Below are 24015 nucleotides of genomic sequence, written 5' to 3'. Positions count from 1 at the left end.
TGGCGGGAGCAAATTGATGAATAATGCGAGCGATAATCAATCACAAGAAGAGTTAACTCATTTTGACGAAAATACACCTCAGAGCATCATTCAATTAGATAGAAAGCTCAGGGAAATGAAAAGCGAAGTGGAGATGAAATTAAGCGATCCCTCTTCATATAATGGGGATGATAAAGAGGGTTATTTTCAAAAATTATCAAAACTCTCTGAAGAAATAAATGAAGCGATCAAAAGCTTGAACGCTTTGTTTAAAATGGTTGATATTCAGGATGAAGAATTTAAAAAAGATTTTTATGAAAGTGATGTAATGAAAGAGTTTAATGAATCCGTGCTAAAAAGTTTTGATAAATTGCCTGAATGAAAATAGATTTTAAAGACTCTTAAAATAAATGTTGAGAGTGTAAAACAGTTAAATGAACACTCTCTTCTGCCATAGTATTTGTCGCAGGAATAATCTAATAATTCTAATGCCTTTTCTAAATAATAAGCTATGAGCGGTTTTGAAAACAAATAATTTGTTAAATTGGGTAATAAATTATTTCTAGCCTCCTTATGAGCTTTGCTCCATTCTGAAATATCAAAATCGCCCCTTCCTACATACATTAATGTCAACAAGTCAGTTTGCTGATTTAGATCGAGATTTTCTATCACATTTCTAACCTCTATATAGGTTAGATCATCAGCATGATCAGCTAAAATTTGCGACCAGTCGTATTCATATTCAGAGTCAGGAATTTGTTCACTGAATGTGACCTCTTCTTTTGCATGAAATTCCTTTGCATTGTTAATGATAAAACACACGGTTTCAGGGTTAATATTCAAAATATCCCTATTGAGCATTTATTTCTCCCATTCGTCTTATTTTAAGTATTAATATTAATCGGTTTACTTGAAATTTTAACACCACTGATGATGAATGATCATTATATTGATATATCGCAATAATACGATATAATTAAAATATGAACGTAATAAATATATTAAAAGCGCTTTCTAATGAAAAGCGATTACAGATAGTCAGGTGGCTAAAAGAGCCAGATAAACATTTTAGCTCGCCGCATTGTGATGTGAGCAAAGATGGGGTTTGTGTTGGTTTAATAGAAAAGAAATCTGGTTTATCTCAATCCACAGTATCTCAATATTTATCGCAATTACAGCAAGCTGGTTTGATATTCACCGAACGCAGAGGTCAGTGGACCTATTGTAAAGCGAATGCAAACCTCATTAATGAATTTATAAAAGAATTGAAAGCTATGATTTAAAAAATTTTGCTTTAATAAATCGAATATTTGCGATATTCCAATATATTGTTATGACATACAGGAGATTTATCATGTTTAACTCCGATTTAATTTTAAGCCCTTATCAGCTTAATGAGAAAATTACACTAAAGAACAGAGTCATTATGGCTCCTATGACTCGTAATATGGCTAACGATGATTTCAGTCCAACAAAACAGATGGCAGATTATTATGCTCGAAGGGCTGATGCTGGATTGATTATTACCGAAGGCACTATTATTAGCCCGGATGGTCAAGGTTATAGTAATGCTCCTGGAATATTTACACAAACCCATATTGACGGTTGGAAAATGGTAACTAATGCTGTGCATGAACGAGGAGGCAAAATATTTTTGCAAATTTGGCATGTCGGCAGAGTGTCTCATCCGATTTTTTTAAATGGCAGATTACCGATTTCTGCTTCAGAAACCATGATGACAGGTAAGGTCAGGCGTGCCGATGATCTTTATTATGGAAAATCAAGAGCAGCTACATTAGAGGAAATCAGCGAGTTAATCCAAAACTATGCCTTGGCTGCAAAAAGAGCGATGACAGCGGGGTTTGACGGCCTAGAGATTCATGGTGCCAATGGTTATTTGATTGATCAGTTTTTACACTACCATACCAATCACCGTCATGATCATTATGGACAGTATCCAGAGAATATGGGGCGATTTGCTCTGGAAGTGGTAAAAGCCTGTATCAATGAAATAGGAGGGCAGTCTGTAGGATTGCGCCTTTCTCCCGGAGCTTATCTTAATGAAATTGTTGGAGATCAGCGAGATGCTATGGTGTTCCAGTATTTATTGGAAGAATTGAGTGACTATGGAATAGCTTATGTACATACGGGTAATTTTGATGACGGCATTCAGTTCAAAGAATTAGGGTTTAAAACCATGACTGAGTTTATGCGAACTCATTTTAAAGGAACCTTAATTGCTAGCGGTAGCTACACGCTGGACCATGCAAGAAAAGATATTCAAAATAAAAAATATGATTTAATTGCTTTGGGAAGACCGTTTATTGCTAATCCTGATTTAATGAATCGTATCAAGTTGAATGCGGATTTTATACCTTATGAGAATAGAATGTTGGATACGTTATTTTAGTTACTTGAGCAGGGTATTAAATTACCCTTGCTTTCTGTATTACCAGAAAATTATCAAATGTTTATATCTTGGGAAGTAATTTTGATTTCACCATCGACTTGATTGGCAAAAATCAAAGTATATTCGGGGACTTCAAGCCAGGTGGTTGTATTTTCCGTTAATGGCTCAGACGCAATAATAATGCTTGAGTTAATGGTTCCCCCTTTCATTTTGTACTCATTTTCATAAAATCCATATCGTTCTCCATAGGTGTACCATAAAGAATGATAGGTGAAATGTGTGGATTGAGGAGCGTCTTTGGGCTTCCAGCCGTAATCCAAACAAAATCGGGTTGCAGCGATAAAATCACCATTGGTCAAAAAGAGATTAACAGGCGAGTTAATGACAATGTCGTTTTGTTGGCGTACTGACTTTAAAATTTTTAAAGTGGCAATTACAGCGTTTATTATTTCAGCAGCTTCGAAATTCCCCTTGGGATTTTCTAATTGAGAAAGAAAAACTGCATAGATCCACTCACTGTCTGTAGTTCCTTTAATGTATTTTCTGTATTCAGTTTTAACATACTTCAGCAGATCATAGCGCATGGTTTCAAAATTATAAAGCATGCCATTATGTGCTAAAGCAATGCTGGTTACTGGATAGAGAAATGGATGCACGTTTTGATCTGTAACTACTTGTTTATCATGATAGGAAACGCCACGCAGATGGGCGAGAAGGCAGTGTGGTGCTATTTTTTCTGCCAAATTATGTAAATTTTCATCGTAAAAAGGGAGCTTTGATGTTTTATAGACATAGGCTTGTAAGGGGTTAATCGAATCCCTATCCCAAGCGGCCATACCAAAACCCGCCAGATTTAACAAATAAGGCAAATATTTTGGATGATAACTCTGTTTAATAAAAGAATTATCCGGTTTATAAAGTAGCTCTTCAACCACTGTGGGTTGCCCAAGGTAAGACAATATCCTGCACATAGCACCTCACTGATTATATTTTTCTATGTTCAGTCGCACGTCCAATTTTTTTAAGGAACGAGCAAGGGAAATGATAGATCCAGATATCAAATTAAATAATTTGTACCAGATCATGGGATTATTTTTTTGGAAATATTGAAGTTCAGTTTCAGATATCTTTAATAGAACAGCTGATTCGCAGGTAATAAATGTAATTGAAAATTTAATGTCACTTAGAAAACAGGCCGTACTGGCAAACAACGAGTCAGGGCCAATAACAGACAATTTGGCAATTTTACTGTTTTGTATCACACTGGACTGAACCGCTCCATAAATTACAATATAACATACAGGTATGGTTTCATTCTCGTGAATCAATACACAATTTTTATTGGCAGTTAGAGGTATCGCGTGTTCAAGCAATTCATCGGTTTCATCTTGAGTAAAAGAGTGAAATAATGTATTTTTATAAATTTGATCTTTATCAACTCCACTTTCCTCCAGAGTATGTGTTTTAGGTTGAGTGAAAGTCTGAATGACGCGTCCAAAAAAAGATAAGCTTTGCATATCAGAATGAGAAATAAAACCAATGATTTTGTCGTGTAATTGTTTTAAACGACTACAAGCCTGATAACCAATTGCTTTCATGATTTTATATTTGGCTTCAGGTGAAAATGCAGGCATCAGTTCAAAATAGGCTGAAGGAATAAATAAGCATTTCACATTATTCTTGGCAATAGCTGATGTGGCACTCGGCTCATTGAGGAGAAAGGACGTTTCTCCCAAAAAATCACCGGCAAGGCAGGTTTCTATCTTGGTTATTCCTTTGCCTAAGGTTCTGGCAATCAGATCAACAGTTCCTGTCACAATGATATAAATACCTTTTATTCTATCCCCTTGATTAAACACGATTTGATTAATGGAGAATGGTACAAGCGTACAGATTGCCAACATATTCTCGAGTTCTTGGTATCCTAGAATATTGCCGAAAGCACTTTCCATTAATGGTTTGATTTCCAGGATTTTTTCTTTTGTATTTAAGAAGGTTGTGTTATCCATTTCCTATCCTTAGAATCACTTAACCATAGTTCGCATTCTGCGGCTACCAGTTTGGTAAATGAACCATCTTGTTTATAGATCTTATTTATGAGAACGCTATCATTTTGTTTGTTGGTGACGTCCCTATACAGTTCCTCAATATATTCACTGTTTCCAAGCCTATTAATGTATTGTTCAATTTTTTTTATTGTTTCAAGTATGTCATCCATGATAGGCATAGGCTGGTCTTTATCTGCGATGGTTAATTCTCCCTCCAGACCATGTCTGCTGGCTTGGAACCTGTTGTAATTATAGACATAGTATAAGTCGTGAGACAGCTGGACAGGTTTTTCTTCGAGGAGATAGAGTGCCAATGCTTGAATATAAGCAGTGATAAGAATCGATTTTCTAAGAGTTAAAGGGGTGTCACAGACTCTTATTTCAATTGTACCAAGTTCTGGCTTTGGTCTAATATCCCAATAAAAATCTTTCATATTTTCAATGATCTTCCAACGATACATTTTGCGATAATACTCCGAGAATTCTTGCCAATCTTTCAGATAGGGAATGACGCCACTTAATGGAAAAGCATTAAAAATAGTTGAGCGTGATGAACAATAATTTGTATTAATACCCAGATAGAAAGGTGATGAAGCGCTGATCGCAATAAAGTGAGGAACATATCTTGCCAGGGCATGAGTTAAATAAATGGCATCATCCCCTGTTGGACAACCAATATGAATATGTTGGCCAAAAACAGTAGCACGCTTGCTAAGATAACGATATTGGTTAAACTTTTTTTTGAATCGTTTCGAAGGAAAAATTTTTTGCATGGTCCATTGTTGAAATGGATGTGTCCCTCCTCCGCAAAAAGCAATATCAATGCTTGCAGCGGTTTCTATTAAAATGTTTTGTAGCTCTAACAGTTCGTCATACATCGCTTTAACTGATTGATGAATTGATGAATTGATTTCAATCATGCTTTGCGTAATTTCGGGCTTAATTTGGTCGCGGTAACGCATGTTTTTTAGGGATCTCATCAACTCTTTTGAGCGAGAAACCAAAGATAGTGAATTGCGATCTATAATCTGAAATTCCAATTCAGTTCCAATTGAAACAATTCTGGATTTTTTAAAAGATAATAATCTCATTCCTTTCTCTGACTATTACTTTCCTTGTTTAAGTATAGCAGATAAGGTTTTTAGGTAGATGCTTGTTCATTGGAAAGAGATGCCAAGGCTTATATTTCCCCAAACTTATAAAAATCGATCAATAATTTAGTTTATTTACTACTATTTTGGTGCAATAGAGGAGGGGTTAATTGCATTAATTTAATACTTTTATGTTATTACATGGGAAGTGAATATTTGCTATTGTCGACTTCAGTTTTTTATTGCTTTTGAAAGCATTGCATGGAGCAGCAGATGCCCAAACGCCTTATAAATAAGAATATTGATATATACAATTATCCTAATGAATTAGAGGATAATTTAGGTTCGATTTCACTGGGGGATTTGCATGGCAACGCAATCAAGCTTATCCATTTTCTTTTCCGTCATAAAATAATTAAATTTAAACGAGAAATTACCAATTTCCACGAAGCTTATCAGCAATTTGTAATAATTTATGAACAATATGACGATATCGTTCAAGAATATTTGGAAATTCGTACTCTTCTTCAATTGATACAAATAAAAATAACGAACGCAAAGCAAAGAATTTTAGATATTGATAAAAAAATATCGCTCATCACAGACAATGAGAAAGAGCTTTCTCAGTCGTTATTGCAACTTAAGAAGCCAGTGGAGGCCAATTTACAAATAGCCGAAATCAATAAGGCTGACCTTGAAGAAAAATTAAGTAGTTTGAAAGCAAGGTTGCCATCATGTATTGAGCGATTTAATAAGTTCATGGAGCAGATAGAAATCCATGATATTAAAACGCTTATTCGATTGCTAGGCGATGAAGTTGCAGATCGAGGGAGTTGTGATTATTTTACTTTAAAAATACTGGACTTTCTTTATCAAAATCAGATAGCAATCAATATAGTCTTATCCAATCATGGGTACGAGTTTATTCATGCCTATGAAAAACTTGTAATCGACCAACCATTTAAACCCAAAGGTGATATTGGGGATATACAAATTAAATCGTTCTGGGGTATTCAATTGTTACTGGAGCAAAGTGCTATTACCCAGGAGGAGTTGAAAGGTTTAGTCGAGAGAACTTATAAACCAATTTTAAAAATTATCGATTACTCTCTAAGTGAAGACGGTATTACCTTGTATAGCCATGCTCCCATACGATTTGATAGTATTCGGTGGGCCGCTGCTCAGTTGGGTGTCTCTTATGATGATTCGACCAAAGAAGCATTGGCTGAAACCATAGATCAAATGAATACCCAATTGCAAATTTATATGAAGAATAACATGCTTCATTTGTTATTTGAGAGTAATGAAATCAACGATCTTACCAATATGACGGATGAAGAAAGAAAAGCATGGCCCTTAATTTATCTAATATGGAATCGCTGGAATGAAAGCAAAGAAGTGGAGAACGCTCGACCTGGAAGACACAATGGTTATTCTATTGCTTATGTTCATGGACATGATCCTTTCCAAAGTCAATTAATTTATGTATACAATTTGGATACATTGTGTGGAAAGTATTCGAGAAAAAATGAGGAAGAGCAAATTAACAGGGCCTTTCAGTTTTTGACTGAAAATCGACACACCAAAGTGGATAAAACTGCAAGTGAAAGTCTTCTTCGCGATATATCAAGGTATAAAGTGCTGGATTCAGATGAATACACTTTGAAACCAAAAACCTCTAAGAAGTTATCCGGCTCACTAACAGATGTTCGTGATTATAAAATTAGCGAGAATTTAATAAAACTAAGTTTGCTTGGAAAACCAAAAGCCGTATCTGGTTCGTTGAGTTTAGAGCAGAATGTCTTTATTGCTAATCAGGTGTCCCCGGACAAATGACCGATTCTCCAAATGCAGTTTGGGCTGTGATAGCCAAAAGTCCTATTGGAAGTTCCGTTTCATCCTGAGTTAATAATTAAATGTTGTGAAGGAAACTCTTCATAATAACTAAACAATGGGTGCAGAAGATTCGAGCAGTATTGTCCTATTTTGTAAAAATCTTCTTGATGAGTAGAAAATAACTCACGAGTGAAGGCACAGGATTTGTGGCTTGCTATTGAATAAATCACATAATGTTCATTCATCTTGGTAGCCAGGGATAAACCAAGAGGTAAACCGTGTTTAATTTGTTTAAGATAATACAACTCATCATAGCGTTCTTTATTATAAAGGGTTTTCCAATCGTCTTGAGTACATAATTTAAACCATTTGGGGTTATACGTCTGGTCATATTTCCAAAGAAAACTGTTAAATAAATTAAATTCCATTGCCGGAGTAGAGGATAGGGTCAGCAATTGATTGTGTTTGTTAATACGTGTTAAGGCAATATGATGAATGTCATGTATGCCCAATACGTCTCTAAAGACATTGGATACTTTCTTTCTAAAAGCGAATAGACTCTCTAAAAATTGAGAGTGGAGCACTACCTCTCTGTGGCTATTTTCCATAAAAATTTCTTATTTTACGTTCCTTGTGAGTGTCTGAAATGGCTCACAGAAGAGATAGCCAAATCAATAATTTTTTTAGACTGTTCTTCAGTGGCATTGATTAAACTAATGTCGTTGATCAAATCTATCAAAAAGTAAGAGACTTCCTCTTCCACGAGATCGTGATTATATAGGCAAGCTGCTTTTGTGAAAATATGATGGAGTAAATTTTTGCTTATCGTGATGCATTCGTGAGATGTTCCGGAATCATTATGAGCCTCACCAAACAAAAGCCATCCTGGAGAAACATTTAGTTTCGATGCAACTTCTACCAGCTTGACAGCGTCGGGAATGGCTTCTCCACGAAGGTATTTCCTACATATTTGCAAAGAGTAACCGGTCATTTCAGCTAATTTATGAATACATACTCCTGATGGAGAGCGTTGAGAATTATGACCTGCTGCAATCATCGCATCACGCAAACGGTAAGCAAACTGTTTCGTTAGATTAACTTTCTCCATACCGGGGTAATACTCTTAAATATTGGGGTGGCAAAATTGTAACAAAGGGCAGTTAAACCTGCAAATACAGCCATCAATTGGAAACAAAAAGTTTCTTTTAGAAATCAAATATTGACTAAGTCTGTCCTATGATTATAATAGATACGGAAGCGTCTTAATGCGTTTCTTAAAGTCCAAACGTCGGACGCTGATTTTACTTGAAGGAACAAGTATTACAGGACAGTCCAATCAATAGGAAAAGTGGTTTAACCATAGCGGCTAACTTCGCATTGTATGGCTTGAATAAACCCCTTTATTCAGGCCTTTCTACGTTTTAAGGGATCACATTTCCTGGATTGTTGGATTATTTAAAAAACAGATTACGGATTCTGATAAAGGTAGCCTTATGAGTTTATGACGGCTATTTTTTCCTTTAATTAGGTCGATTTGTGTTTTTGGAATTTTAAAAAATTGGGATATAAAGAATAAAAGCTCTTTATTGGCTTCTCCTTCATGTGGTTTGGCATGAAGCGCAATATGTAGCCTATCATCAGTAATAGCCATAAGTTGTGTATTCTTGGCATTCGGTTTGGCATAAATAGCTATTTCTACATGGGGATCTATTATTTTAAACCACATAATATTTTATAAGCTGAAGGAGGCTTATAATTTTACCTTGTTCTCAAGAGAGTTGGAATGGACATTTGTCGTGGGTTATTCTTTTTGCTCTTAAGCATTTGATGGGAGTACGCAAGTATTTTGTAGTTTGGTCGAGATTGGCAGCGTTTAGAAAAGTGCTAAAAGGCAAGATTGATATGCCAAGATCATCAAAAACTTTAAGACCATCTTATCTTGTTTTTGCATTCGATAAAAATGATATGGCTTGGATGATTGCATTTCCAGGAATCTTGTGTGTATAATTCATGCCAATTTTCATTCAGGTTGAATTATAGGCACGTAGCTCAGTGGTAGAGCACCACCTTGACATGGTGGTGGTCGGTGGTTCGATCCCACTCGTGCCTACCATAATACTTGGATTTCTAGTAGAATCTCTAATTGGTAAGCTACTGCACTGAATTATTAAAGGTTTCAACCCTGCCATGCAGGGTTTTTTTTTAAACAAGAACCTGAAAGATGGGAAGACGGATAAGATTATGCCAAATGTTAAATTACCAGATGGAAATGTAAAACATTTTGAAGCGCCTCTCACCATTTATGATGTGGCACATCACATTAGTCCTGGATTAGCTAAGGCAGCAATAGCAGGTCGTGTTGATGGCCGCTTGGTGGATACATCTTATCTTATAAAAGAAGACTGCTCATTGATCATTGTAACTGAGAAACATGAAGACAGTCTTGAAATAATCAGGCATTCTACCGCTCATTTATTAGCCCAGGCTGTAAAAGCGTTATTTCCATCAGCTCAAGTGACTATAGGTCCTGTGATAGAAGACGGGTTTTATTATGATTTTGCTTTTGAGCGCTCATTTACTCCCGATGATTTGAGTTTAATTGAAGCGAAAATGCATGAATTGGCAAAGGCTAATCTTGCAATCACTCGTCGAGAATTGCCTAGAAATGAGGCAATACAATATTTTAAGGGATTAGGAGAAGAATATAAGGCAAAAATTATTGCGGATATCCCCGAAGATGAAGTTCTCTCTCTCTATAAACAAGGTGATTTTGAAGATTTGTGCCGAGGTCCACATGTACCTTCCACAGGGTTTTTAAAAGCATTTAAATTGACGAAAGTAGCTGGTGCTTATTGGCGTGGCGACTCAAACAACGAAATGTTACAGCGAATTTACGGCACTGCCTGGGCTGATAAAAAATCCCTTGAAGAATACTTGTTTCGTTTGGAAGAAGCAGAAAAACGCGATCATCGTAAGTTAGGTAAAGCCTTGGATTTGTTTCATTTCCAGGATATTGCTCCGGGGATGGTTTTTTGGCATCCCAAAGGATGGACTATTTATCAAGAGCTAGAGCATTACATGCGAAATCGACTGGTAGATTTTGGCTATCAGGAAATTAGAACACCGCAATTAGTGGACAGATCGCTGTGGGAGAAGTCAGGTCATTGGGCGAATTTTAGAGATGAAATGTTTGTTACGGAAACAGAGAATCGGCATTATGCAGTAAAGCCTATGAGTTGTCCCTGTCACGTTCAAGTTTATAATCATGGTTTAAAAAGCTACAGGGATCTTCCTCTCAGGTTATCTGAATTTGGAAATTGCCACCGTTGTGAGCCATCCGGTGCATTGCATGGTTTAATGCGCGTGCGCAACATGGTGCAGGATGATGCTCATATTTTTTGTACCGAGGATCAGATTCAATCTGAAGTGGCTATGATGCTCGAATTAGTTCAATCGGTGTATAAAGACTTTGGGTTTACTGAAATAAAATATCGATTGGCTTTGCGTCCTGAAAAACGCGTCGGGTCAGATGATGTTTGGGATAAGGCTGAAACCGCGCTCAAACTGGCTATGCAGGGAAGAAATATTGAGTGGGTGGATGCACCGGGTGAAGGCGCATTTTATGGACCAAAAATTGAGTGTTCTCTATCCGATTGTTTAGGCAGAATTTGGCAGTGCGGAACAATTCAGGTTGATTTTTCTATGCCTGCGCGCCTTGAGGCAAGTTATGTTGCTGAAGATGGAAGCAAGCAAACACCAGTTATGTTGCATAGAGCCATTTTGGGTTCTCTCGAACGATTCATGGGGATATTAATCGAGCATTATGCAGGTAAACTGCCATTGTGGTTATCCCCTGTGCAGGCAGTTGTGCTCACTATCAGTGAGAAGCAGAATGAGTATGCCGAAAAAGTGAGTAAAACTTTGCAAAAAAGAGGGATTCGCGCCAATTTTGACTTGAGAAATGAAAAGATTGGTTTTAAAATTCGCGAGCATACCTTACAAAAAGTCCCTTATTTATTGGTGGTAGGTGATAAAGAAGTTGAACATTGTCAGGTAGCTGTTCGCACTCGTGATGGCGTTGACATGGGTGTGATGACAATAGATACAATTTGTGATACCTTAACGCAAGAAATTATCCGTAAAGGATCAATATAAACGAACTGGAGGATTAAACCATTAGTGCACCAACTAAGCGTGAAAATGATCGCGCACGAATTAATGAACAGATCACTGTACCTGAGGTACGCTTAATTGATGTCGATGGTAACCAGGCAGGAATTGTATCAACGCGAGAAGCGCTACGGGCAGCAGAAGAAAGCGGATTGGATTTGGTGGAAATATCTCCAACAGCCAAGCCTCCTGTTTGTCGTATTATGGATTATGGCAAGTTTCTCTTTGAACTGAGTAAAAAACAAGCTGAAGCAAGAAAAAAGCAAAAACAAATTCAGGTCAAAGAATTAAAATTCCGTCCCACGACGGAAGATGGAGATTATCAGGTCAAGCTACGCAACCTGATCCGTTTCCTCAATCATGGTGATAAGGTCAAAATCACATTACGTTTTCGTGGTCGTGAAATGGCTCATCAAGAACTCGGTATGAAGATTTTGGAACGTTTGCAAGCCGACACGGCTGATGTAGCCATAGTGGAGCAGCATGCAAAACGTGAAGGAAGACAATTACTGATGGTATTATCACCCAAAAAAACCAAGTAACGAATGCGGAGTATATTGTTATGCCGAAGTTAAAGTCACATCGTGGAGCAGCTAAACGCTTCCGAAAGACAGCGAGTGGAGCGATTAAACGTCGCGGCGCTTATAGAAATCATATCCTCACTAAAAAATCTACTAAGCAAAAGCGTCATTTGCGTGTAGAAGCAGGTACTTTGAAGCCATGCGATGCGCGTTTGGCTGAACGTATGTTGCACGGTAGTTAACGGGGAGATTGAACAATGCCAAGAGTAAAACGTGGTGTGACAGCAAAAGCGCGTCACAAGAAAATTTTAGACCAAGCCAAAGGTTATTATGGCGCCCGTAGTCGTACCTATCGAGTTGCTAAACAGGCTGTAATTAAAGCCGGTCAATACGCATATCGGGATAGACGGCAGAAAAAGCGACAATTCCGTGCTTTATGGATTACTCGTATCAATGCTCAAGCTCGTGAATGTGGTTTATCCTACAGTCGCTTGATTGATGGTTTGAAAAAAGCCTCCATTGAGCTGGATAGGAAAATCCTGGCTGACATGGCAGTTCATGATAAAGTTGCCTTTGCTGCTATTGCAGAACAAGCCAAAGCAGCTTTAGCTGGTTAATTTTCAGCCTGCTTTATTGATTGTTCTCTTTCGTCTATAAATCTTGATTCGGAATAGCAATCTTAAATAAAGGCAGGTTGTAAAAAAATTATTGAGGAGGCTAAGGCCTCCTTTTTACTTGCGGGTATAACTATGCTGGTAACTATAAACACCATACAAGAACAAGCTTCGGATGCAATCAAACAAGCTAAAGATGTAGCTGCTCTTGAACAAATTCGCGTTGATTTTTTGGGCAAAAAAGGCAAACTGACAGAGTTGCTAAAAGGCCTTGCCAATTTGTCTGCAGAGGAAAAACCCAAGGTAGGTCAATTGGTCAATCAAGCAAAGCAAGGAATTAGTGCTTTGATTGAAACAAAAATGATCGAGTTAAAAGAAAAACAATTATTAGCCAAACTGGCAGCGGAACAAATCGACGTAACTCTTTCTGGTCGCAATCATTCCACAGGTTCCTTACATCCTGTTACTCAAGTAAAGCATAGAATTAATGATTATTTTAGTCGTTTAGGATTTGATATTGTTGAAGGTCCTGAAGTTGAAACAGAATTTTATAATTTTGAAGCATTGAATATTCCTGGCCATCATCCGGCACGTGCCATGCACGATACGTTTTATTTTGGAGACGGGCGCTTGCTTAGAACACACACTTCCCCTGTACAAATCAGGACAATGGAACAACGTAAGCCTCCTTTCCGTTTAATTGCCCCTGGCAGAGTTTATCGTTGTGATTCGGATGTAACACATACTCCTATGTTTCATCAGGTAGAAGGGTTACTCATCGATAAGCAAGCGACTTTGGCCGGGTTAAAGGGCTTGTTGCAAGATTTCTTCGCTTATTTTTTTGGCCGGGAGTTGGCTTTAAGATTCAGGCCATCCTATTTCCCTTTTACCGAGCCCTCTGCAGAAGTCGATATAGAGTGCACTCAATGTAATGGCAAGGGTTGTCGTTCTTGTAAATTTACCGGATGGCTTGAGGTGTTGGGTTGTGGCATGGTCCACCCTAACGTTTTGATGGCAGTTAATATTGATCCGAATGAATATCACGGCTGGGCTTTTGGTATGGGTATGGACAGATTAGCAATGCTCTATTATGGCATAGATGATTTGCGCATGTTATTTGAAAATGATTTAACCTTTTTGCGACAGTTTTGAATATTATAAAAATAATTAGTCCTGGATTTTATTTTTATGTTTCTTCTGATTACTTTGCCTCTCGCGCCTAGAGGGTTCAGATTAGACTAAATGGTACTCCTGGATAATCCCCGTTAATACTGGAAATAATATTTTATTGCATGGTTAATATGGGCAAATTGTTATCAGTAATTTTATCTCTTATACAGAGTGAAATTAATAGATGGAAATCTTGAGTCAAATGAACAGTTACAGAGATGAGGACTTTAAATGAAAGTAAGTAAGTTATGGTTACGTGAATGGGTTAACTTCTCATTAACTGAACAAGAGCTGGCTGAGCAATTGACCATGGCTGGTTTAGAAGTTGATGCAGTAAACCCTGTGGCTGGCCAATTCACTCATGTCATTGTTGCTGAAGTTCTAAATACCAAGCCTCATCCTGATGCGGATAAATTAACCTTATGTGAAGTGAATATCAATAAAGACAAACCTTTGAAAATTGTTTGTGGCGCGGCTAATGTGAGGTCTGGTTTGAAGGTTGCCTTAGCCATGATTGGAGCTCACTTGCCTGGCGGTCTGCAAATTAAGGAATCCAAATTACGTGGGGAATTATCTCAGGGCATGTTGTGTTCCACAACAGAATTGGGATTGGCAGAACATTCCGAGGGGATAATGGAGTTGAGTGATGATGCGCCCATTGGAATGGATTTGCGTGAGTACCTTGCTCTTGATGATCATGTCTTTGATATCGATTTGACTCCTAATCGTGCGGATTGCTTTAGTATTTTAGGAGTCGCTCGGGAAGTAGCTGTCCTCAATAAATTACCTTTAATTGAACAGCCAATAACTACAGTGCCACCAGCCATTGATGATGGCCTGCGAGTAAATTTAATCCATTCCGAAGCATGTCCCCGTTATTGTGGTCGAATTATTCGTAATTTGAATCTTGAAGCAAAAACACCGTTATGGATGGCTGAGCGCTTACGTCGTGGCGGTATTAGAACGTTGCACCCTGTCGTGGATGTGATGAATTATGTCATGCTTGAGCTTGGGCAACCCATGCATGCTTTTGATTTGTCAAAAATTAACGGTGAAATTAATGTACGTTATAGTACTTCAGGCGAGCAATTAGAATTATTGGATGGGCAAGAAGTTGTCTTAAATGACAATGTATTGGTGATTGCTGACAAAGAAAGCCCCTTGGCTATGGCTGGAATAATGGGCGGCGCTAATAGCGCGGTCCAAGAGCACACCCAACATGTTTTTCTGGAAAGTGCCTATTTTAATCCGGTAACAATTGCCGGGGTCGCCAGAAAATATGGTTTATTTAGTGATTCATCGCAACGATTCGAGCGGGGAGTGGATCCCTGTTTGCAATCGAAAGCGCTTGAAAGAGCGACAGAATTAATTTTATCTATTTCAGGGGGTGAAGCTGGGCCGGTGATAGAGTCTTTTGACAAAAAGTTTTTACCAGGTACGGTTTCCTTTTTATTTGATACGACAAAAGTGAAAAAATTAACGGGGTTGTCCATCCCTGTAAGCGAAATGAAGAATTTACTGGAGGGATTAGGTATTGTCATTACCAAAGAAACAAATCATTTTTTTGAGGTTACCATTCCTTCTCATCGCGTAGATTTGCAACAAGATGCTGATTTGGTTGAAGAAATTATTCGTTTGTATGGCTATGACAAGCTGCAGGCTCAGCCAATGCAAACATCAGTACAAGCCGGTTTAATCAGTGCCAAGGAGAAAATTGCTGAGCAAATTTCATCGTGGTTTAGTGCCAAGGGTTACCATGAAACCATCAGTTATAGTTTTGTCGACCCCGAGCTGCAGGAAGCACTTTACCCGCAAAAAGAATTTATGGAATTGCTAAATCCAATTTCCTCTGAATTATCACAAATGCGCGCTGGAATGTGGCCAGGTTTAATTGCATCTATGATTTATAATAGCCACAGACAACAAACAGCAGTGAAGTTTTTTGAAATAGGCGTGGTTTTTGATCTTGACGGAGGCCAATTAAAAGAACGCTCATGTATTGCTGGCCTGTTAATGGGTGAGCAAGGTAATTTGAACTGGAGTGAGCCTACCCGTTTATTTGATTTTTATGATTTAAAAGGGGATTTACAATCCTTGTTTGCGTCATTGAAGCTGGATGATGTTGAATTTATTCAATCATCTCATCACGCTCTTCACCCCGGGCAATCAGCCCAGATTGTGATTAATGGCAAGCATTCGGGATGGATAGGCGTGTTGCATCCGCGCTTGTCGGATGCCTTTGATCTTCATCAGGATGTGATTTTGTTTGAATTGAATATTGAATCATTAATCAATCCGACTATCCCTCTGTATAAGCCCATTTCCAAATATCCGCAAATAAGGAGAGATTTATCTTTCCTGGTTGATAGACAGATAAGTGCTATGCAGATTGAGCGTGTGATTAGAAATACAGTAAAAGAGGATTGGTTAAAATCATTTGACGTATTTGATGTGTACATGGGTAAAGGTATTCCAGAAGATAGAAAAAGCATAGCTGTGGCCATGACGCTTCAGGATGACACTCGAACATTAGTTGATGCCGAGATCAATTTAGTAATTAGTGCTATAATCAAGAAACTGGAAAATGAATTTTCAATCCTTTTGAGGGAATGATCGTGAACGCACTAAGCAAAGCAATAATGGCAGAAACGTTGTGTGACGAATTAAAATTAAATAAACCAGTTGCCAAAGAAATGGTTGAAAATTTTTTTGAAGAATTACGTCATGCACTTGAAAATGGACAGCATGTGAAATTATCCGGTTTTGGTAATTTTACTTTAAGAGATAAACCACAAAGACCAGGCCGCAATCCAAAGACGGGTGAAGAAATTCCTGTGGAAGCCAGAAGAGTTGTTACTTTTAAGCCGGGTTTAAAATTAAAAACGAAAATTGAAAAAATAGGAAAGTAGTTTGTTATCTCATTACACCAAGCATGTATTCATATGTACGAATCAGAAAGCACCGGGCAAGCAGTGCTGTGCTAATTCTGGCGGAGAAGAATTTTTTGATTTCATGAAATCAAAATTGTTAGAATTTGATTTACATGGCCCTGGAAAAATCCGGGTCAGCAAATCAGGATGTCTTGGACGATGCAGCTCTGGTCCTTGCATCGTTATTTATCCAGAAGGAGTTTGGTATACTTATTCTTCCTTTGAAGATATTGAACAAATTATCAAGAACCACTTAATTGATGGTGAGTTAGTAGAGCCACTTCTGCTAGACAGATAATTATTTAGGGAGCAAACCTTTTTGTGCTTTCTTGGTACCCAAAGGTTTTTAATAAAATTAAGCGTTGGTTAATGCTGTTCGAGTAGTCAAGCCCAGTCTCTCCTGGTTAAGCAAAGGGATGAAAATGAGTATCAGGGTTTTCTGTTGATTCAGTATGAGCTTACGTCAATAAGATGAAAAATATTTCACATTGAGTCATTAATCCGATGTTTTTATTGAGATTTGATTAATTGTATATATTTTTTTATCCATTTTACTTGTAGGTTGTTTCTGTTTTGGTTAAAATCGCCCGTCCATGATAGAAAGATTACCAATTGAGGCGGTTCGGAGTTTATTTAATGAAGACATTTAGTGCAAAAGGCAATGAAGTCAAGCGTGACTGGTTTGTTGTCGATGCCAGTGAAAAAGTTTTGGGTCGCTTAGCCACAGAGATTGCTCGTCGTTTACGTGGCAAGCATAAAGCGGAGTATACCCCCCATGTTGATACTGGCGATTACATTATAGTCACTAATGCAGAAAAAGTTATTGTGACTGGTCGCAAGTTTAAAAACAAAATGTATCATCATCACACAGGGTTTCCTGGAGGGATCAAATCCACTTCCTTTGAAAAATTACAGGATAAAAATCCTACAAAAATTATTGAGATTGCTGTAAAAGGCATGTTGCCCAAAAACCCGTTAGGTAGAGAGATGTATCGCAAGTTGAAGGTATATGCTGGCAGCGAACATCCACATACTGCGCAGCAACCGAAGCAACTTGAGATTGAGGAATAAGTATAATGGCTGAAATAAAGCAATATTATGGCACCGGCCGCAGAAAAAGTTCAATTGCGCGAGTTTTTTTACGTCCCGGAAAAGGTGATATAAAAGTAAATGACAGAACCTTGCAGGAATATTTCTGTCGAGAAACTTCATGCATGATCGTAATGCAACCTTTGGAAACAGTTGACCTTCTTAATAAATTTGATGTATACATCACTGTAACTGGTGGTGGTATATCTGGCCAAGCAGGAGCGGTTCGTTTGGGAATAGCCAGAGCATTAGTTGCCTATGATGAAGATGGTTTGGCTGAAGGAGCTGAGGCAAGTCCCGATTCGTTCCGTCGCAAGCTAAGAGCACGCGGTTTATTAACTCGTGATTCCAGACGTGTAGAACGAAAGAAAGTGGGATTGCACAAAGCACGTCGAGCTACTCAGTACTCCAAGCGCTAATTTTATTATTTTTTCCAAGCCCCGTTTTATATGGGGCTTTTTATTTTCTAAGAAATAAGTTATCCAACCGTTTGAAAAATTGTTATTCTTTGTTATAACTAACGTGAGTTATATAATTAGGCGAACTGAATCCAGTTCATAAATCATAATCAGGATGATTAAGCAGTGGGTGAAATGACTGATCTCAATCAGGATGTAAGTAATCACAATCAAGACGAACAATTGGATGAAGAACGACGTCGTTTTTTATTACATACGACCTGTGTCCTGGGTGGCGTAGGTGCGGCATGTGCCTTAACTCCTTTTATTACCTCCTGGTTACCAAGCTCTAAGGCCCAGGCAGCAGGTGCCCCAGTGAAAGTTGATGTCAGTAGAATGGAGCCTGGTGAACAAGCTATCATTGAATGGCGTGGCAAACCAGTCTGGATAATTAAACGAAGCAAAGACATGCTTAACCAATTGCAAAAAGAAGATGAGTCTCAATTAAGAGACCCGGATTCTTTGGTGGATCAACAACCGGAATATGCGCAAAATAAATATCGCTCCATTAATCCTGAGTTTTTGGTTTTAATAGGGATTTGTACTCATTTGGGTTGTTCACCAAAATACAAACCTAATCTTGGTGAATTAGGACCAGATTGGCCGGGCGGTTTCTTTTGCCCATGTCATGGGTCAACGTTTGATCTTTCAGGTAGAGTATTCAAGGGTGTTCCTGCCCCTATCAATTTGGAAGTACCACCTCATCACTTTTTAGATGAACACACCATTGTGATAGGTGAGGATGCAAAATAAGGATTAAGGCATGAATGGGTTAGTCAATTGGTTAGATGAACGTTTCCCTCTTGTTAGTACATGGAAAGCACATTTCAGTAATTATTACGCACCTAAAAATTTTAATTTCCTGTATTTTTTTGGCTCTTTAGCTCTAATTGTTTTAGTTAATCAAATCATTACCGGTTTATGGTTAACCATGTTTTATACGCCAAATGCAGAACAGGCATTTTCTTCAGTTGAATTTATTATGCGTGACGTCAATTTTGGTTGGCTGCTCCGTTATATGCATTCCACAGGTGCTTCTGCTTTTTTTATTGTTATCTATTTGCATATGTTTAGAGGCCTGCTTTATGGTTCTTATCAGAAACCACGGGAGTTGGTTTGGTTATTGGGGATGTTTTTATATCTCTTGTTAATGGCAGAAGCATTCTTTGGTTACTTATTACCTTGGGGACAAATGTCTTATTGGGGTGCCGAAGTGATTACCTCTTTGTTTGGCGCTATACCTTACATTGGTAAAGGGCTTGTCGTATGGTTGAGGGGGGATTATTCTGTTGCAAATGCGACTTTGCAGCGATTTTTTGCTCTACATGTTATTGGAATACCCATTCTAATGATCATCCTCGTGTTTTTGCATATTGTAGCTTTGCATAAAGTAGGCTCAAACAACCCGGAAGGGATTGATATAAAGAAGGTTTTAAATAAGGATGGTAAGCCTTTGGATGGAATACCTTTTCATCCTTATTATACGGTGAAAGATTTTGTAGGTATCATAGTTTTTTCAATTTTATTTTTTTCGGTGGTCTTTTTTGCTCCTGAGATGGGTGGGTATTTTCTAGAGCATGCCAATTTTGTCCCGGCTAATCCAATGGTGACCCCGGACCATATTGCTCCCGTTTGGTATCTCGCTCCTTTTTATGCCATTTTAAGGGCTATTCCTGATAAGCTGATTGGGGTAGCGTGCATGGCTGCTGCCATAATATTGCTTTTCTTTTTGCCCTGGCTCGATAAAAGTAGTGTTCGCTCCATAAGATATAAAGGTATGTATTCCAGAATAAGTATTACTTTGTTTGCGTTTAGTTTGCTGCTTTTAGGGTATTTGGGTACAACTCCAGTTACACCAGTGAGGTTAGTTTTAGCTCGAATTGCTGCGGTTATTTATTTTTCTTACTTTATCTTGATGCCTGTTTATAGTCGATTTGAGAAAACTCGACCAGTACCTACACGGATAGGTGAAAAATGATGAAAATAAAGGTATTGTTAGTAGCTACCTTAGCTTTTTTAATGTCAAACATGGCATTTACAGAAAATATAGCAATGGAGAATGTCTCGGTTGATATAAATGATAAAGAGAGTTTGCAAAGAGGGGCAAAAATGTTTATGAATTATTGCTCTGGATGTCATTCCCTCAAATACATGCGTTATAACCGCATGGCCCAGGATCTTGGATTAACTACTTTTGATGGTCAGGTCGCTGAAGATTTATTAAAAAATAATTTAATTTTTACTCAGGCCAATATTTATGATCCTATCCAAATAGCCATGTCACCTGAGGATGCCAAACAATGGTTTGGTATGGTGCCTCCCGATCTGTCTTTAAGCGCGCGGGATAGAGGGCCTGTTTGGATATATAATTATTTGAAAAGTTTTTACAGTGACCCTTCCAGGCCTTTTGGTGCTAATAATTTACTGATGCCAGATGTTGCTATGCCTAATGTTTTAGAACCATTGATTGGAAAAGTTATTCTGGTCAAAAACAAAAGCGCACATGCGAATGATTTATTAGTGGTAAAACGAGGTGAGATGTTTGAAAGCCAGTTTGATAGCGCATTAAGGGATCTGGTGAATTTTTTGGTTTATGTAGGTGAGCCTGCCAAGTTAATTCGTTATAAATTAGGGGTCTTTGTTCTTCTGTTCTTCGGTATTTTCCTTATCGCAGCTTATTCTCTGAAGAAAGCTTATTGGAAACAATTAAAATAGGAATAAACTGATTACTAACCCAATCGGTTTTGTAAAAAGTACTGCCTTTTCTTACTTTTTATACAGGGTTTAATCTCAAATGGTTACCTTCAGTACAAGAAAATATATCTGGTTTCTTGTATCGAATTCACGCTAAAATAAGAAGATTTGCTCAAAGTAACCCAGAAGATTAAAAATGTGATAGAATAGCACCCTTTGTACAGTAGAATATAAAAAGCCATTTTAACAGGCTTAAATGAATTGATAGGAGTAAGTAATGGCAATCGTTGCAAAGCGCACCATAATGTCTTTATTTTCTGATGTAGATGATGTTTATAGTCACCAAGTTCGTATCGTTCTGGCAGAAAAAGGAGTTAATGTTGAAATTCTTGCAGTAAAGCAAGATGAGCCTGGAGCTGACCTATTGTCTATTAATCCTTATGGAACCGTTCCTACATTAATTGATAGGGAACTTGTATTATATGAAGCAAGAATCATTATGGAATATTTGGACGAACGCTTCCCTCATCCTCCATTATTACCAGTTTATCCGGTAGCTCGTGCTGAAACTCGTAAAATGATGCATAGAATAGAACAAGACTGGTATTATTTAATGAACTCTATTTTGCGGGAGGAATCGGTAGAGCAAGCTAGAGCTAATTTACTTGAAAGTTTAACCAGTTTAGATCCTGTATTTGCAGATAAACCCTATTTTTTAAGTGATGAGTTTTCACTCCTGGATTGCGCTTTGGCTCCTTTATTATGGCGGTTACCTAAATTAGGGTTGGAAATTGCGCCTAATTTTAAAGGAATAATTTCCTATATGCAGCGTGTGTTTAAACGTGAATCTTTTCAAACAAGTTTGACTGACGCTGAGAGACAAATAAGAGCAGCATAATTATGGCAATGACATCAAACAGACCCTACTTGATTCGTGCTTTCTACGATTGGATTGTTGATAATGATTTAACACCCTACATTCTCGTAGATGCATCAAATCCGAATGTGCAGGTTCCAAGGGAACATGTCCAGCATGATAGAATTGTATTAAACATTTCTCCCTCAGCGACACGAGGACTTTTATTGGAAAATGATCGTATTGTATTTACGGCACGCTTTTCAGGGCAAACAGAGCAAATTTTTGTTGCTCCAAATGCAGTACTAGAGATTTATGCAAAAGAAAATGGTAGAGGAATTGCTTTTTCAGTTGATGAAGATGATGAGCCACCACCTAAAACCTCTTCTTCCTCTGAAAGTGCTACAAAAAATAAGCCATCGCTAAAATTGGTAAAATAGAGGGCGTAGTTTATTTTAACTGAAGCCTGGCCAAGAAGCAGTGCCCTTTACAAAGTGATCTTCGCTTGGCGATATAAATAAAATATTTTGTGGTTCTTATATCGAATTTACGTTAATTTGGAGCCAACCGGTGAACAAGCTAGAAAATGCTCTATATCGTTGTGATCAAATTAGAGCTTGTGAACAGCAGGCGGTAACTTTGTATCAAAAAGACGAAAATGCACTAATGGCTCTGGCAGGTGCAGAGGCATTTTCTTTCTTGCAGAAACTTTACCCCCATGTAAGGCATCTAGCAGTCTTCTGTGGTGCTGGCAACAATGCAGGCGATGGCTATGTCTTGGCCAGATTAGCTCATGAACAAGGATTCTCAGTTACTGTATATCAATGTAAATCATTGGAAGATTTACCTTCTGCTGCCAGGAATGCCGCACGCTTGGCTTTGGCATCAGGAGTAAATTGTCAATCAGTAGATGAACCATTAGACGGTGATGCCGAATTAATTGTTGATGCATTATTGGGTATTGGATTACAAGGACCAGTGCATGGGGTAATAGCCAATGCGATTCATCAAATCAATGCCAGTGGGTTACCGGTATTATCGATTGACATCCCATCTGGTCTTAATGCGGATACAGGATTAGTCGAGAATATTTGTGTCAATGCGACTGCCACAATTACATTTATCGGACTTAAAACAGGAATGTATACTTTGGACGGACCAGATTATTGTGGTGTGATTCATTGTAGCGATTTAAACCTGGACGCCTGTAGGACCAAAATAAGCCGATTTGCCTCTCTGCTGAGAGACTCCACCTTACCATTGCCCCTTGCTGCCAGAAAAAAAAATTCTCATAAAGGAGATCATGGGCATGTTTTAGTGATAGGTGGTGGCCCAGGAATGCCTGGAGCAGTGAGTTTGGCAGCCAAAGCAGCACTAAGAACGGGAGCAGGCGTAGCCACTGTTGCAACTTGGCCGGATTATGCGAAGGGCACTTTACCATTAATTCCTGAAGCGATGGTTTGGGGTATTAAAACAGCAGAAGAGTTAATGCCTCTGTTAGCAAAAGCTACGGTTTGTGTCATTGGGCCTGGTCTTGGTGATAGTGATTGGGCTAAGACCTTGTTTCTAAGGGCAATTACAACCCAATTACCTATGATCATTGATGCTTCAGCGCTAAGATTACTTTCTCAACATCCCCAAATGGATGACAATTGGATTTTAACACCCCATCCTGGAGAAGCTGCCAGTTTGCTTTCCTGTACTGTAAAAGGTGTTCAAATGGATAGATACCATGCGGCATCTGCTATACAAAAACAATATGGTGGTGTTGTGGTACTGAAAGGAGTAGGTACGGTTATTCAGACAACGGAAAAGAATATCTTTGTTTGTCCTAAAGGGAATCCTGGCATGGCCACAGCAGGCATGGGGGATATTTTAAGTGGCATTATTGCGGCTTTTTGTGCCCAGGGGTTTAGCTTATCCGATGCAGCGAAATTAGGAGTGTGGGTTCATGCTGTTGCTGGAGACAAGGTTGCTGAGAGATCAGGTGAGGTTGGATTATTGGCGAGCGATTTACTTGATGAAATTCCAAGCATTTTGAATTGTATCTAGTGCGATGAGTCATTAAGAAGGTAGTCTGAGCCTTGAATAGGATAACAAGCTCTTTTTCAATGCTTGTTTATGACAGGATTGGGCTGACAGGCTTTTT

The 24015-nt window shown here is 38.2% G+C and carries 27 protein-coding genes and 1 tRNA gene; 21 read left to right on the top strand and 7 right to left on the bottom strand.

The window, feature by feature from the left end; translation table 11 throughout:
* Nucleotides 1-16: 16 nt before the first annotated feature.
* On the top strand, nucleotides 17-361 hold the full coding sequence (locus EL201_RS14150; protein WP_027222867.1) for a hypothetical protein: 345 nt from the start codon (nucleotides 17-19) through the stop codon (nucleotides 359-361).
* On the opposite strand, the gene EL201_RS15940 is transcribed toward EL201_RS14150, so the two are convergent.
* A complete protein-coding gene (locus EL201_RS15940; protein WP_032828935.1) occupies nucleotides 292-840 on the bottom strand; it encodes a DUF3775 domain-containing protein in 549 nt (182 codons plus the stop codon). The two genes, EL201_RS14150 and EL201_RS15940, sit on opposite strands and share 70 nt — an antisense overlap.
* A gap of 122 nt (nucleotides 841-962) precedes the next feature.
* On the opposite strand from EL201_RS15940, the gene EL201_RS14140 reads away from it, so the two are divergent.
* Nucleotides 963-1262, top strand: a complete 300-nt coding sequence (locus tag EL201_RS14140; RefSeq protein WP_027222866.1) for an ArsR/SmtB family transcription factor — start codon at nucleotides 963-965, stop codon at nucleotides 1260-1262.
* Nucleotides 1263-1333: 71 nt separating this feature from the next.
* Nucleotides 1334-2389 (top strand): alkene reductase, encoded by a 1056-nt coding sequence (locus EL201_RS14135; protein WP_027222865.1) that lies wholly within the window; start codon nucleotides 1334-1336, stop codon nucleotides 2387-2389.
* Nucleotides 2390-2442: 53 nt separating this feature from the next.
* Here the strand turns inward: EL201_RS14135 and EL201_RS14130 are convergent, their stop codons facing one another.
* Genes EL201_RS14130 through EL201_RS14120 form a run of 3 tightly spaced genes read right to left on the bottom strand, consistent with a single transcriptional unit; the run spans nucleotide 2443 to nucleotide 5528 of the window.
* Nucleotides 2443-3360: a class II glutamine amidotransferase gene (locus EL201_RS14130; RefSeq protein ID WP_027222864.1), complete on the bottom strand. Its 918-nt coding sequence runs from the start codon at nucleotides 3358-3360 to the stop codon at nucleotides 2443-2445.
* Nucleotides 3361-3366: 6 nt separating this feature from the next.
* Nucleotides 3367-4398 (bottom strand): Crp/Fnr family transcriptional regulator, encoded by a 1032-nt coding sequence (locus EL201_RS14125; RefSeq protein ID WP_027222863.1) that lies wholly within the window; start codon nucleotides 4396-4398, stop codon nucleotides 3367-3369.
* Nucleotides 4377-5528 (bottom strand): YbdK family carboxylate-amine ligase, encoded by a 1152-nt coding sequence (locus EL201_RS14120; RefSeq protein ID WP_027222862.1) that lies wholly within the window; start codon nucleotides 5526-5528, stop codon nucleotides 4377-4379. The genes EL201_RS14125 and EL201_RS14120 overlap by 22 nt, the downstream gene beginning before the upstream one ends.
* A 273-nt stretch (nucleotides 5529-5801) precedes the next feature.
* Here EL201_RS14120 and wip point away from each other — a divergent pair, with 273 nt between their 5' ends.
* Nucleotides 5802-7364, top strand: coding sequence for a Dot/Icm T4SS effector Wip (gene wip / locus EL201_RS14115; protein ID WP_027222861.1), 1563 nt, complete (start codon nucleotides 5802-5804; stop codon nucleotides 7362-7364).
* Nucleotides 7365-7423: 59 nt separating this feature from the next.
* Here wip and EL201_RS14110 read toward each other — a convergent pair whose 3' ends face one another.
* The 3 genes from EL201_RS14110 to EL201_RS14100 form a co-directional block, all read right to left on the bottom strand.
* On the bottom strand, nucleotides 7424-7972 hold the full coding sequence (locus EL201_RS14110) for a hypothetical protein (RefSeq protein WP_027222860.1): 549 nt from the start codon (nucleotides 7970-7972) through the stop codon (nucleotides 7424-7426).
* Nucleotides 7973-7986: 14 nt separating this feature from the next.
* Nucleotides 7987-8472 carry a helix-turn-helix domain-containing protein gene (locus EL201_RS14105; RefSeq protein ID WP_027222859.1) on the bottom strand — a complete coding sequence of 162 codons (486 nt, stop codon included), beginning with the start codon at nucleotides 8470-8472 and terminating at the stop codon, nucleotides 7987-7989.
* Between the two features lie 321 nt (nucleotides 8473-8793).
* Nucleotides 8794-9090 (bottom strand): DUF167 domain-containing protein, encoded by a 297-nt coding sequence (locus EL201_RS14100; RefSeq protein WP_027222858.1) that lies wholly within the window; start codon nucleotides 9088-9090, stop codon nucleotides 8794-8796.
* 312 nt (nucleotides 9091-9402) lie between these two features.
* Here EL201_RS14100 and EL201_RS14095 point away from each other — a divergent pair.
* From EL201_RS14095 to EL201_RS14015, 17 genes are all read left to right on the top strand, one after another.
* Nucleotides 9403-9477 (top strand) — tRNA-Val (locus EL201_RS14095).
* 128 nt (nucleotides 9478-9605) lie between these two features.
* Entirely contained in the window at nucleotides 9606-11519 is a 1914-nt protein-coding gene (gene thrS / locus EL201_RS14090; protein ID WP_027222857.1) for a threonine--tRNA ligase, read from the top strand.
* A 20-nt stretch (nucleotides 11520-11539) separates the two neighbouring features.
* A complete protein-coding gene (infC, locus tag EL201_RS14085) occupies nucleotides 11540-12076 on the top strand; it encodes a translation initiation factor IF-3 (protein ID WP_011216580.1) in 537 nt (178 codons plus the stop codon).
* Nucleotides 12077-12096: 20 nt separating this feature from the next.
* The gene (gene rpmI / locus EL201_RS14080; RefSeq protein WP_011216579.1) at nucleotides 12097-12297 is read left to right on the top strand and encodes a 50S ribosomal protein L35; all 201 of its coding nucleotides are present in this window, start codon (nucleotides 12097-12099) and stop codon (nucleotides 12295-12297) included.
* A gap of 15 nt (nucleotides 12298-12312) precedes the next feature.
* Entirely contained in the window at nucleotides 12313-12672 is a 360-nt protein-coding gene (gene rplT / locus EL201_RS14075; protein WP_010948412.1) for a 50S ribosomal protein L20, read from the top strand.
* 132 nt (nucleotides 12673-12804) lie between these two features.
* On the top strand, nucleotides 12805-13821 hold the full coding sequence (pheS, locus tag EL201_RS14070; protein WP_027222856.1) for a phenylalanine--tRNA ligase subunit alpha: 1017 nt from the start codon (nucleotides 12805-12807) through the stop codon (nucleotides 13819-13821).
* A gap of 249 nt (nucleotides 13822-14070) precedes the next feature.
* Nucleotides 14071-16452, top strand: coding sequence for a phenylalanine--tRNA ligase subunit beta (pheT, locus tag EL201_RS14065; protein WP_027222855.1), 2382 nt, complete (start codon nucleotides 14071-14073; stop codon nucleotides 16450-16452).
* 2 nt (nucleotides 16453-16454) lie between these two features.
* Complete coding sequence (locus EL201_RS14060) at nucleotides 16455-16748, top strand: integration host factor subunit alpha (RefSeq protein ID WP_011216576.1); 294 nt, start codon at nucleotides 16455-16457, stop codon at nucleotides 16746-16748.
* Nucleotide 16749: 1 nt separating this feature from the next.
* Nucleotides 16750-17067, top strand: coding sequence for a (2Fe-2S) ferredoxin domain-containing protein (locus EL201_RS14055; protein WP_027222854.1), 318 nt, complete (start codon nucleotides 16750-16752; stop codon nucleotides 17065-17067).
* Between the two features lie 338 nt (nucleotides 17068-17405).
* Complete coding sequence (gene rplM / locus EL201_RS14050; protein ID WP_027222853.1) at nucleotides 17406-17840, top strand: 50S ribosomal protein L13; 435 nt, start codon at nucleotides 17406-17408, stop codon at nucleotides 17838-17840.
* Between the two features lie 5 nt (nucleotides 17841-17845).
* Entirely contained in the window at nucleotides 17846-18277 is a 432-nt protein-coding gene (gene rpsI / locus EL201_RS14045) for a 30S ribosomal protein S9 (protein WP_027222852.1), read from the top strand.
* A 174-nt stretch (nucleotides 18278-18451) separates the two neighbouring features.
* Nucleotides 18452-19069: a ubiquinol-cytochrome c reductase iron-sulfur subunit gene (petA, locus tag EL201_RS14040; protein WP_027222851.1), complete on the top strand. Its 618-nt coding sequence runs from the start codon at nucleotides 18452-18454 to the stop codon at nucleotides 19067-19069.
* Nucleotides 19070-19079: 10 nt separating this feature from the next.
* The gene (locus EL201_RS14035; protein WP_027222850.1) at nucleotides 19080-20294 is read left to right on the top strand and encodes a cytochrome b; all 1215 of its coding nucleotides are present in this window, start codon (nucleotides 19080-19082) and stop codon (nucleotides 20292-20294) included.
* A complete protein-coding gene (locus tag EL201_RS14030; RefSeq protein ID WP_027222849.1) occupies nucleotides 20291-21031 on the top strand; it encodes a cytochrome c1 in 741 nt (246 codons plus the stop codon). Before EL201_RS14035 ends, EL201_RS14030 begins: the two co-directional genes overlap by 4 nt.
* Before the next feature lie 256 nt (nucleotides 21032-21287).
* Nucleotides 21288-21908, top strand: a complete 621-nt coding sequence (sspA, locus tag EL201_RS14025; RefSeq protein WP_027222848.1) for a stringent starvation protein SspA — start codon at nucleotides 21288-21290, stop codon at nucleotides 21906-21908.
* 2 nt (nucleotides 21909-21910) lie between these two features.
* Nucleotides 21911-22306, top strand: a complete 396-nt coding sequence (locus EL201_RS14020; RefSeq protein WP_027222847.1) for a ClpXP protease specificity-enhancing factor — start codon at nucleotides 21911-21913, stop codon at nucleotides 22304-22306.
* Between the two features lie 130 nt (nucleotides 22307-22436).
* Nucleotides 22437-23918: a bifunctional ADP-dependent NAD(P)H-hydrate dehydratase/NAD(P)H-hydrate epimerase gene (locus EL201_RS14015; protein ID WP_027222846.1), complete on the top strand. Its 1482-nt coding sequence runs from the start codon at nucleotides 22437-22439 to the stop codon at nucleotides 23916-23918.
* The last annotated feature ends 97 nt before the right edge of the window (nucleotides 23919-24015 follow it).

The sequence above is a fragment of the Legionella pneumophila subsp. pascullei genome, assembly GCF_900637585.1.
In the GTDB taxonomy this organism is placed as follows: Bacteria; Pseudomonadota; Gammaproteobacteria; order Legionellales; family Legionellaceae; genus Legionella; species Legionella pascullei.
This window is presented reverse-complemented; position numbering and strand designations above follow the sequence as displayed.

Excerpts from the sequence above, each read along its gene's own strand:
- petA (WP_027222851.1), top strand. The coding sequence starts at position 18,452 with ATGACTGATCTCAATCAGGATGTAAGTAATCACAATCAAGACGAACAA.
- pheS (WP_027222856.1), top strand. The coding sequence starts at position 12,805 with ATGCTGGTAACTATAAACACCATACAAGAACAAGCTTCGGATGCAATC.
- EL201_RS14100 (WP_027222858.1), bottom strand. The coding sequence starts at position 9,090 with ATGTGGTTTAAAATAATAGATCCCCATGTAGAAATAGCTATTTATGCC.
- EL201_RS14110 (WP_027222860.1), bottom strand. The coding sequence starts at position 7,972 with ATGGAAAATAGCCACAGAGAGGTAGTGCTCCACTCTCAATTTTTAGAG.
- pheT (WP_027222855.1), top strand. The coding sequence starts at position 14,071 with ATGAAAGTAAGTAAGTTATGGTTACGTGAATGGGTTAACTTCTCATTA.
- EL201_RS14035 (WP_027222850.1), top strand. The coding sequence starts at position 19,080 with ATGAATGGGTTAGTCAATTGGTTAGATGAACGTTTCCCTCTTGTTAGT.
- wip (WP_027222861.1), top strand. The coding sequence starts at position 5,802 with ATGCCCAAACGCCTTATAAATAAGAATATTGATATATACAATTATCCT.
- EL201_RS15940 (WP_032828935.1), bottom strand. The coding sequence starts at position 840 with ATGCTCAATAGGGATATTTTGAATATTAACCCTGAAACCGTGTGTTTT.
- rplT (WP_010948412.1), top strand. The coding sequence starts at position 12,313 with ATGCCAAGAGTAAAACGTGGTGTGACAGCAAAAGCGCGTCACAAGAAA.
- EL201_RS14140 (WP_027222866.1), top strand. The coding sequence starts at position 963 with ATGAACGTAATAAATATATTAAAAGCGCTTTCTAATGAAAAGCGATTA.
- sspA (WP_027222848.1), top strand. The coding sequence starts at position 21,288 with ATGGCAATCGTTGCAAAGCGCACCATAATGTCTTTATTTTCTGATGTA.
- EL201_RS14125 (WP_027222863.1), bottom strand. The coding sequence starts at position 4,398 with ATGGATAACACAACCTTCTTAAATACAAAAGAAAAAATCCTGGAAATC.
- EL201_RS14105 (WP_027222859.1), bottom strand. The coding sequence starts at position 8,472 with ATGGAGAAAGTTAATCTAACGAAACAGTTTGCTTACCGTTTGCGTGAT.
- rpmI (WP_011216579.1), top strand. The coding sequence starts at position 12,097 with ATGCCGAAGTTAAAGTCACATCGTGGAGCAGCTAAACGCTTCCGAAAG.
- EL201_RS14120 (WP_027222862.1), bottom strand. The coding sequence starts at position 5,528 with ATGAGATTATTATCTTTTAAAAAATCCAGAATTGTTTCAATTGGAACT.
- rpsI (WP_027222852.1), top strand. The coding sequence starts at position 17,846 with ATGGCTGAAATAAAGCAATATTATGGCACCGGCCGCAGAAAAAGTTCA.
- EL201_RS14130 (WP_027222864.1), bottom strand. The coding sequence starts at position 3,360 with ATGTGCAGGATATTGTCTTACCTTGGGCAACCCACAGTGGTTGAAGAG.
- EL201_RS14020 (WP_027222847.1), top strand. The coding sequence starts at position 21,911 with ATGGCAATGACATCAAACAGACCCTACTTGATTCGTGCTTTCTACGAT.
- EL201_RS14135 (WP_027222865.1), top strand. The coding sequence starts at position 1,334 with ATGTTTAACTCCGATTTAATTTTAAGCCCTTATCAGCTTAATGAGAAA.
- EL201_RS14150 (WP_027222867.1), top strand. The coding sequence starts at position 17 with ATGAATAATGCGAGCGATAATCAATCACAAGAAGAGTTAACTCATTTT.
- rplM (WP_027222853.1), top strand. The coding sequence starts at position 17,406 with ATGAAGACATTTAGTGCAAAAGGCAATGAAGTCAAGCGTGACTGGTTT.
- EL201_RS14030 (WP_027222849.1), top strand. The coding sequence starts at position 20,291 with ATGATGAAAATAAAGGTATTGTTAGTAGCTACCTTAGCTTTTTTAATG.
- thrS (WP_027222857.1), top strand. The coding sequence starts at position 9,606 with ATGCCAAATGTTAAATTACCAGATGGAAATGTAAAACATTTTGAAGCG.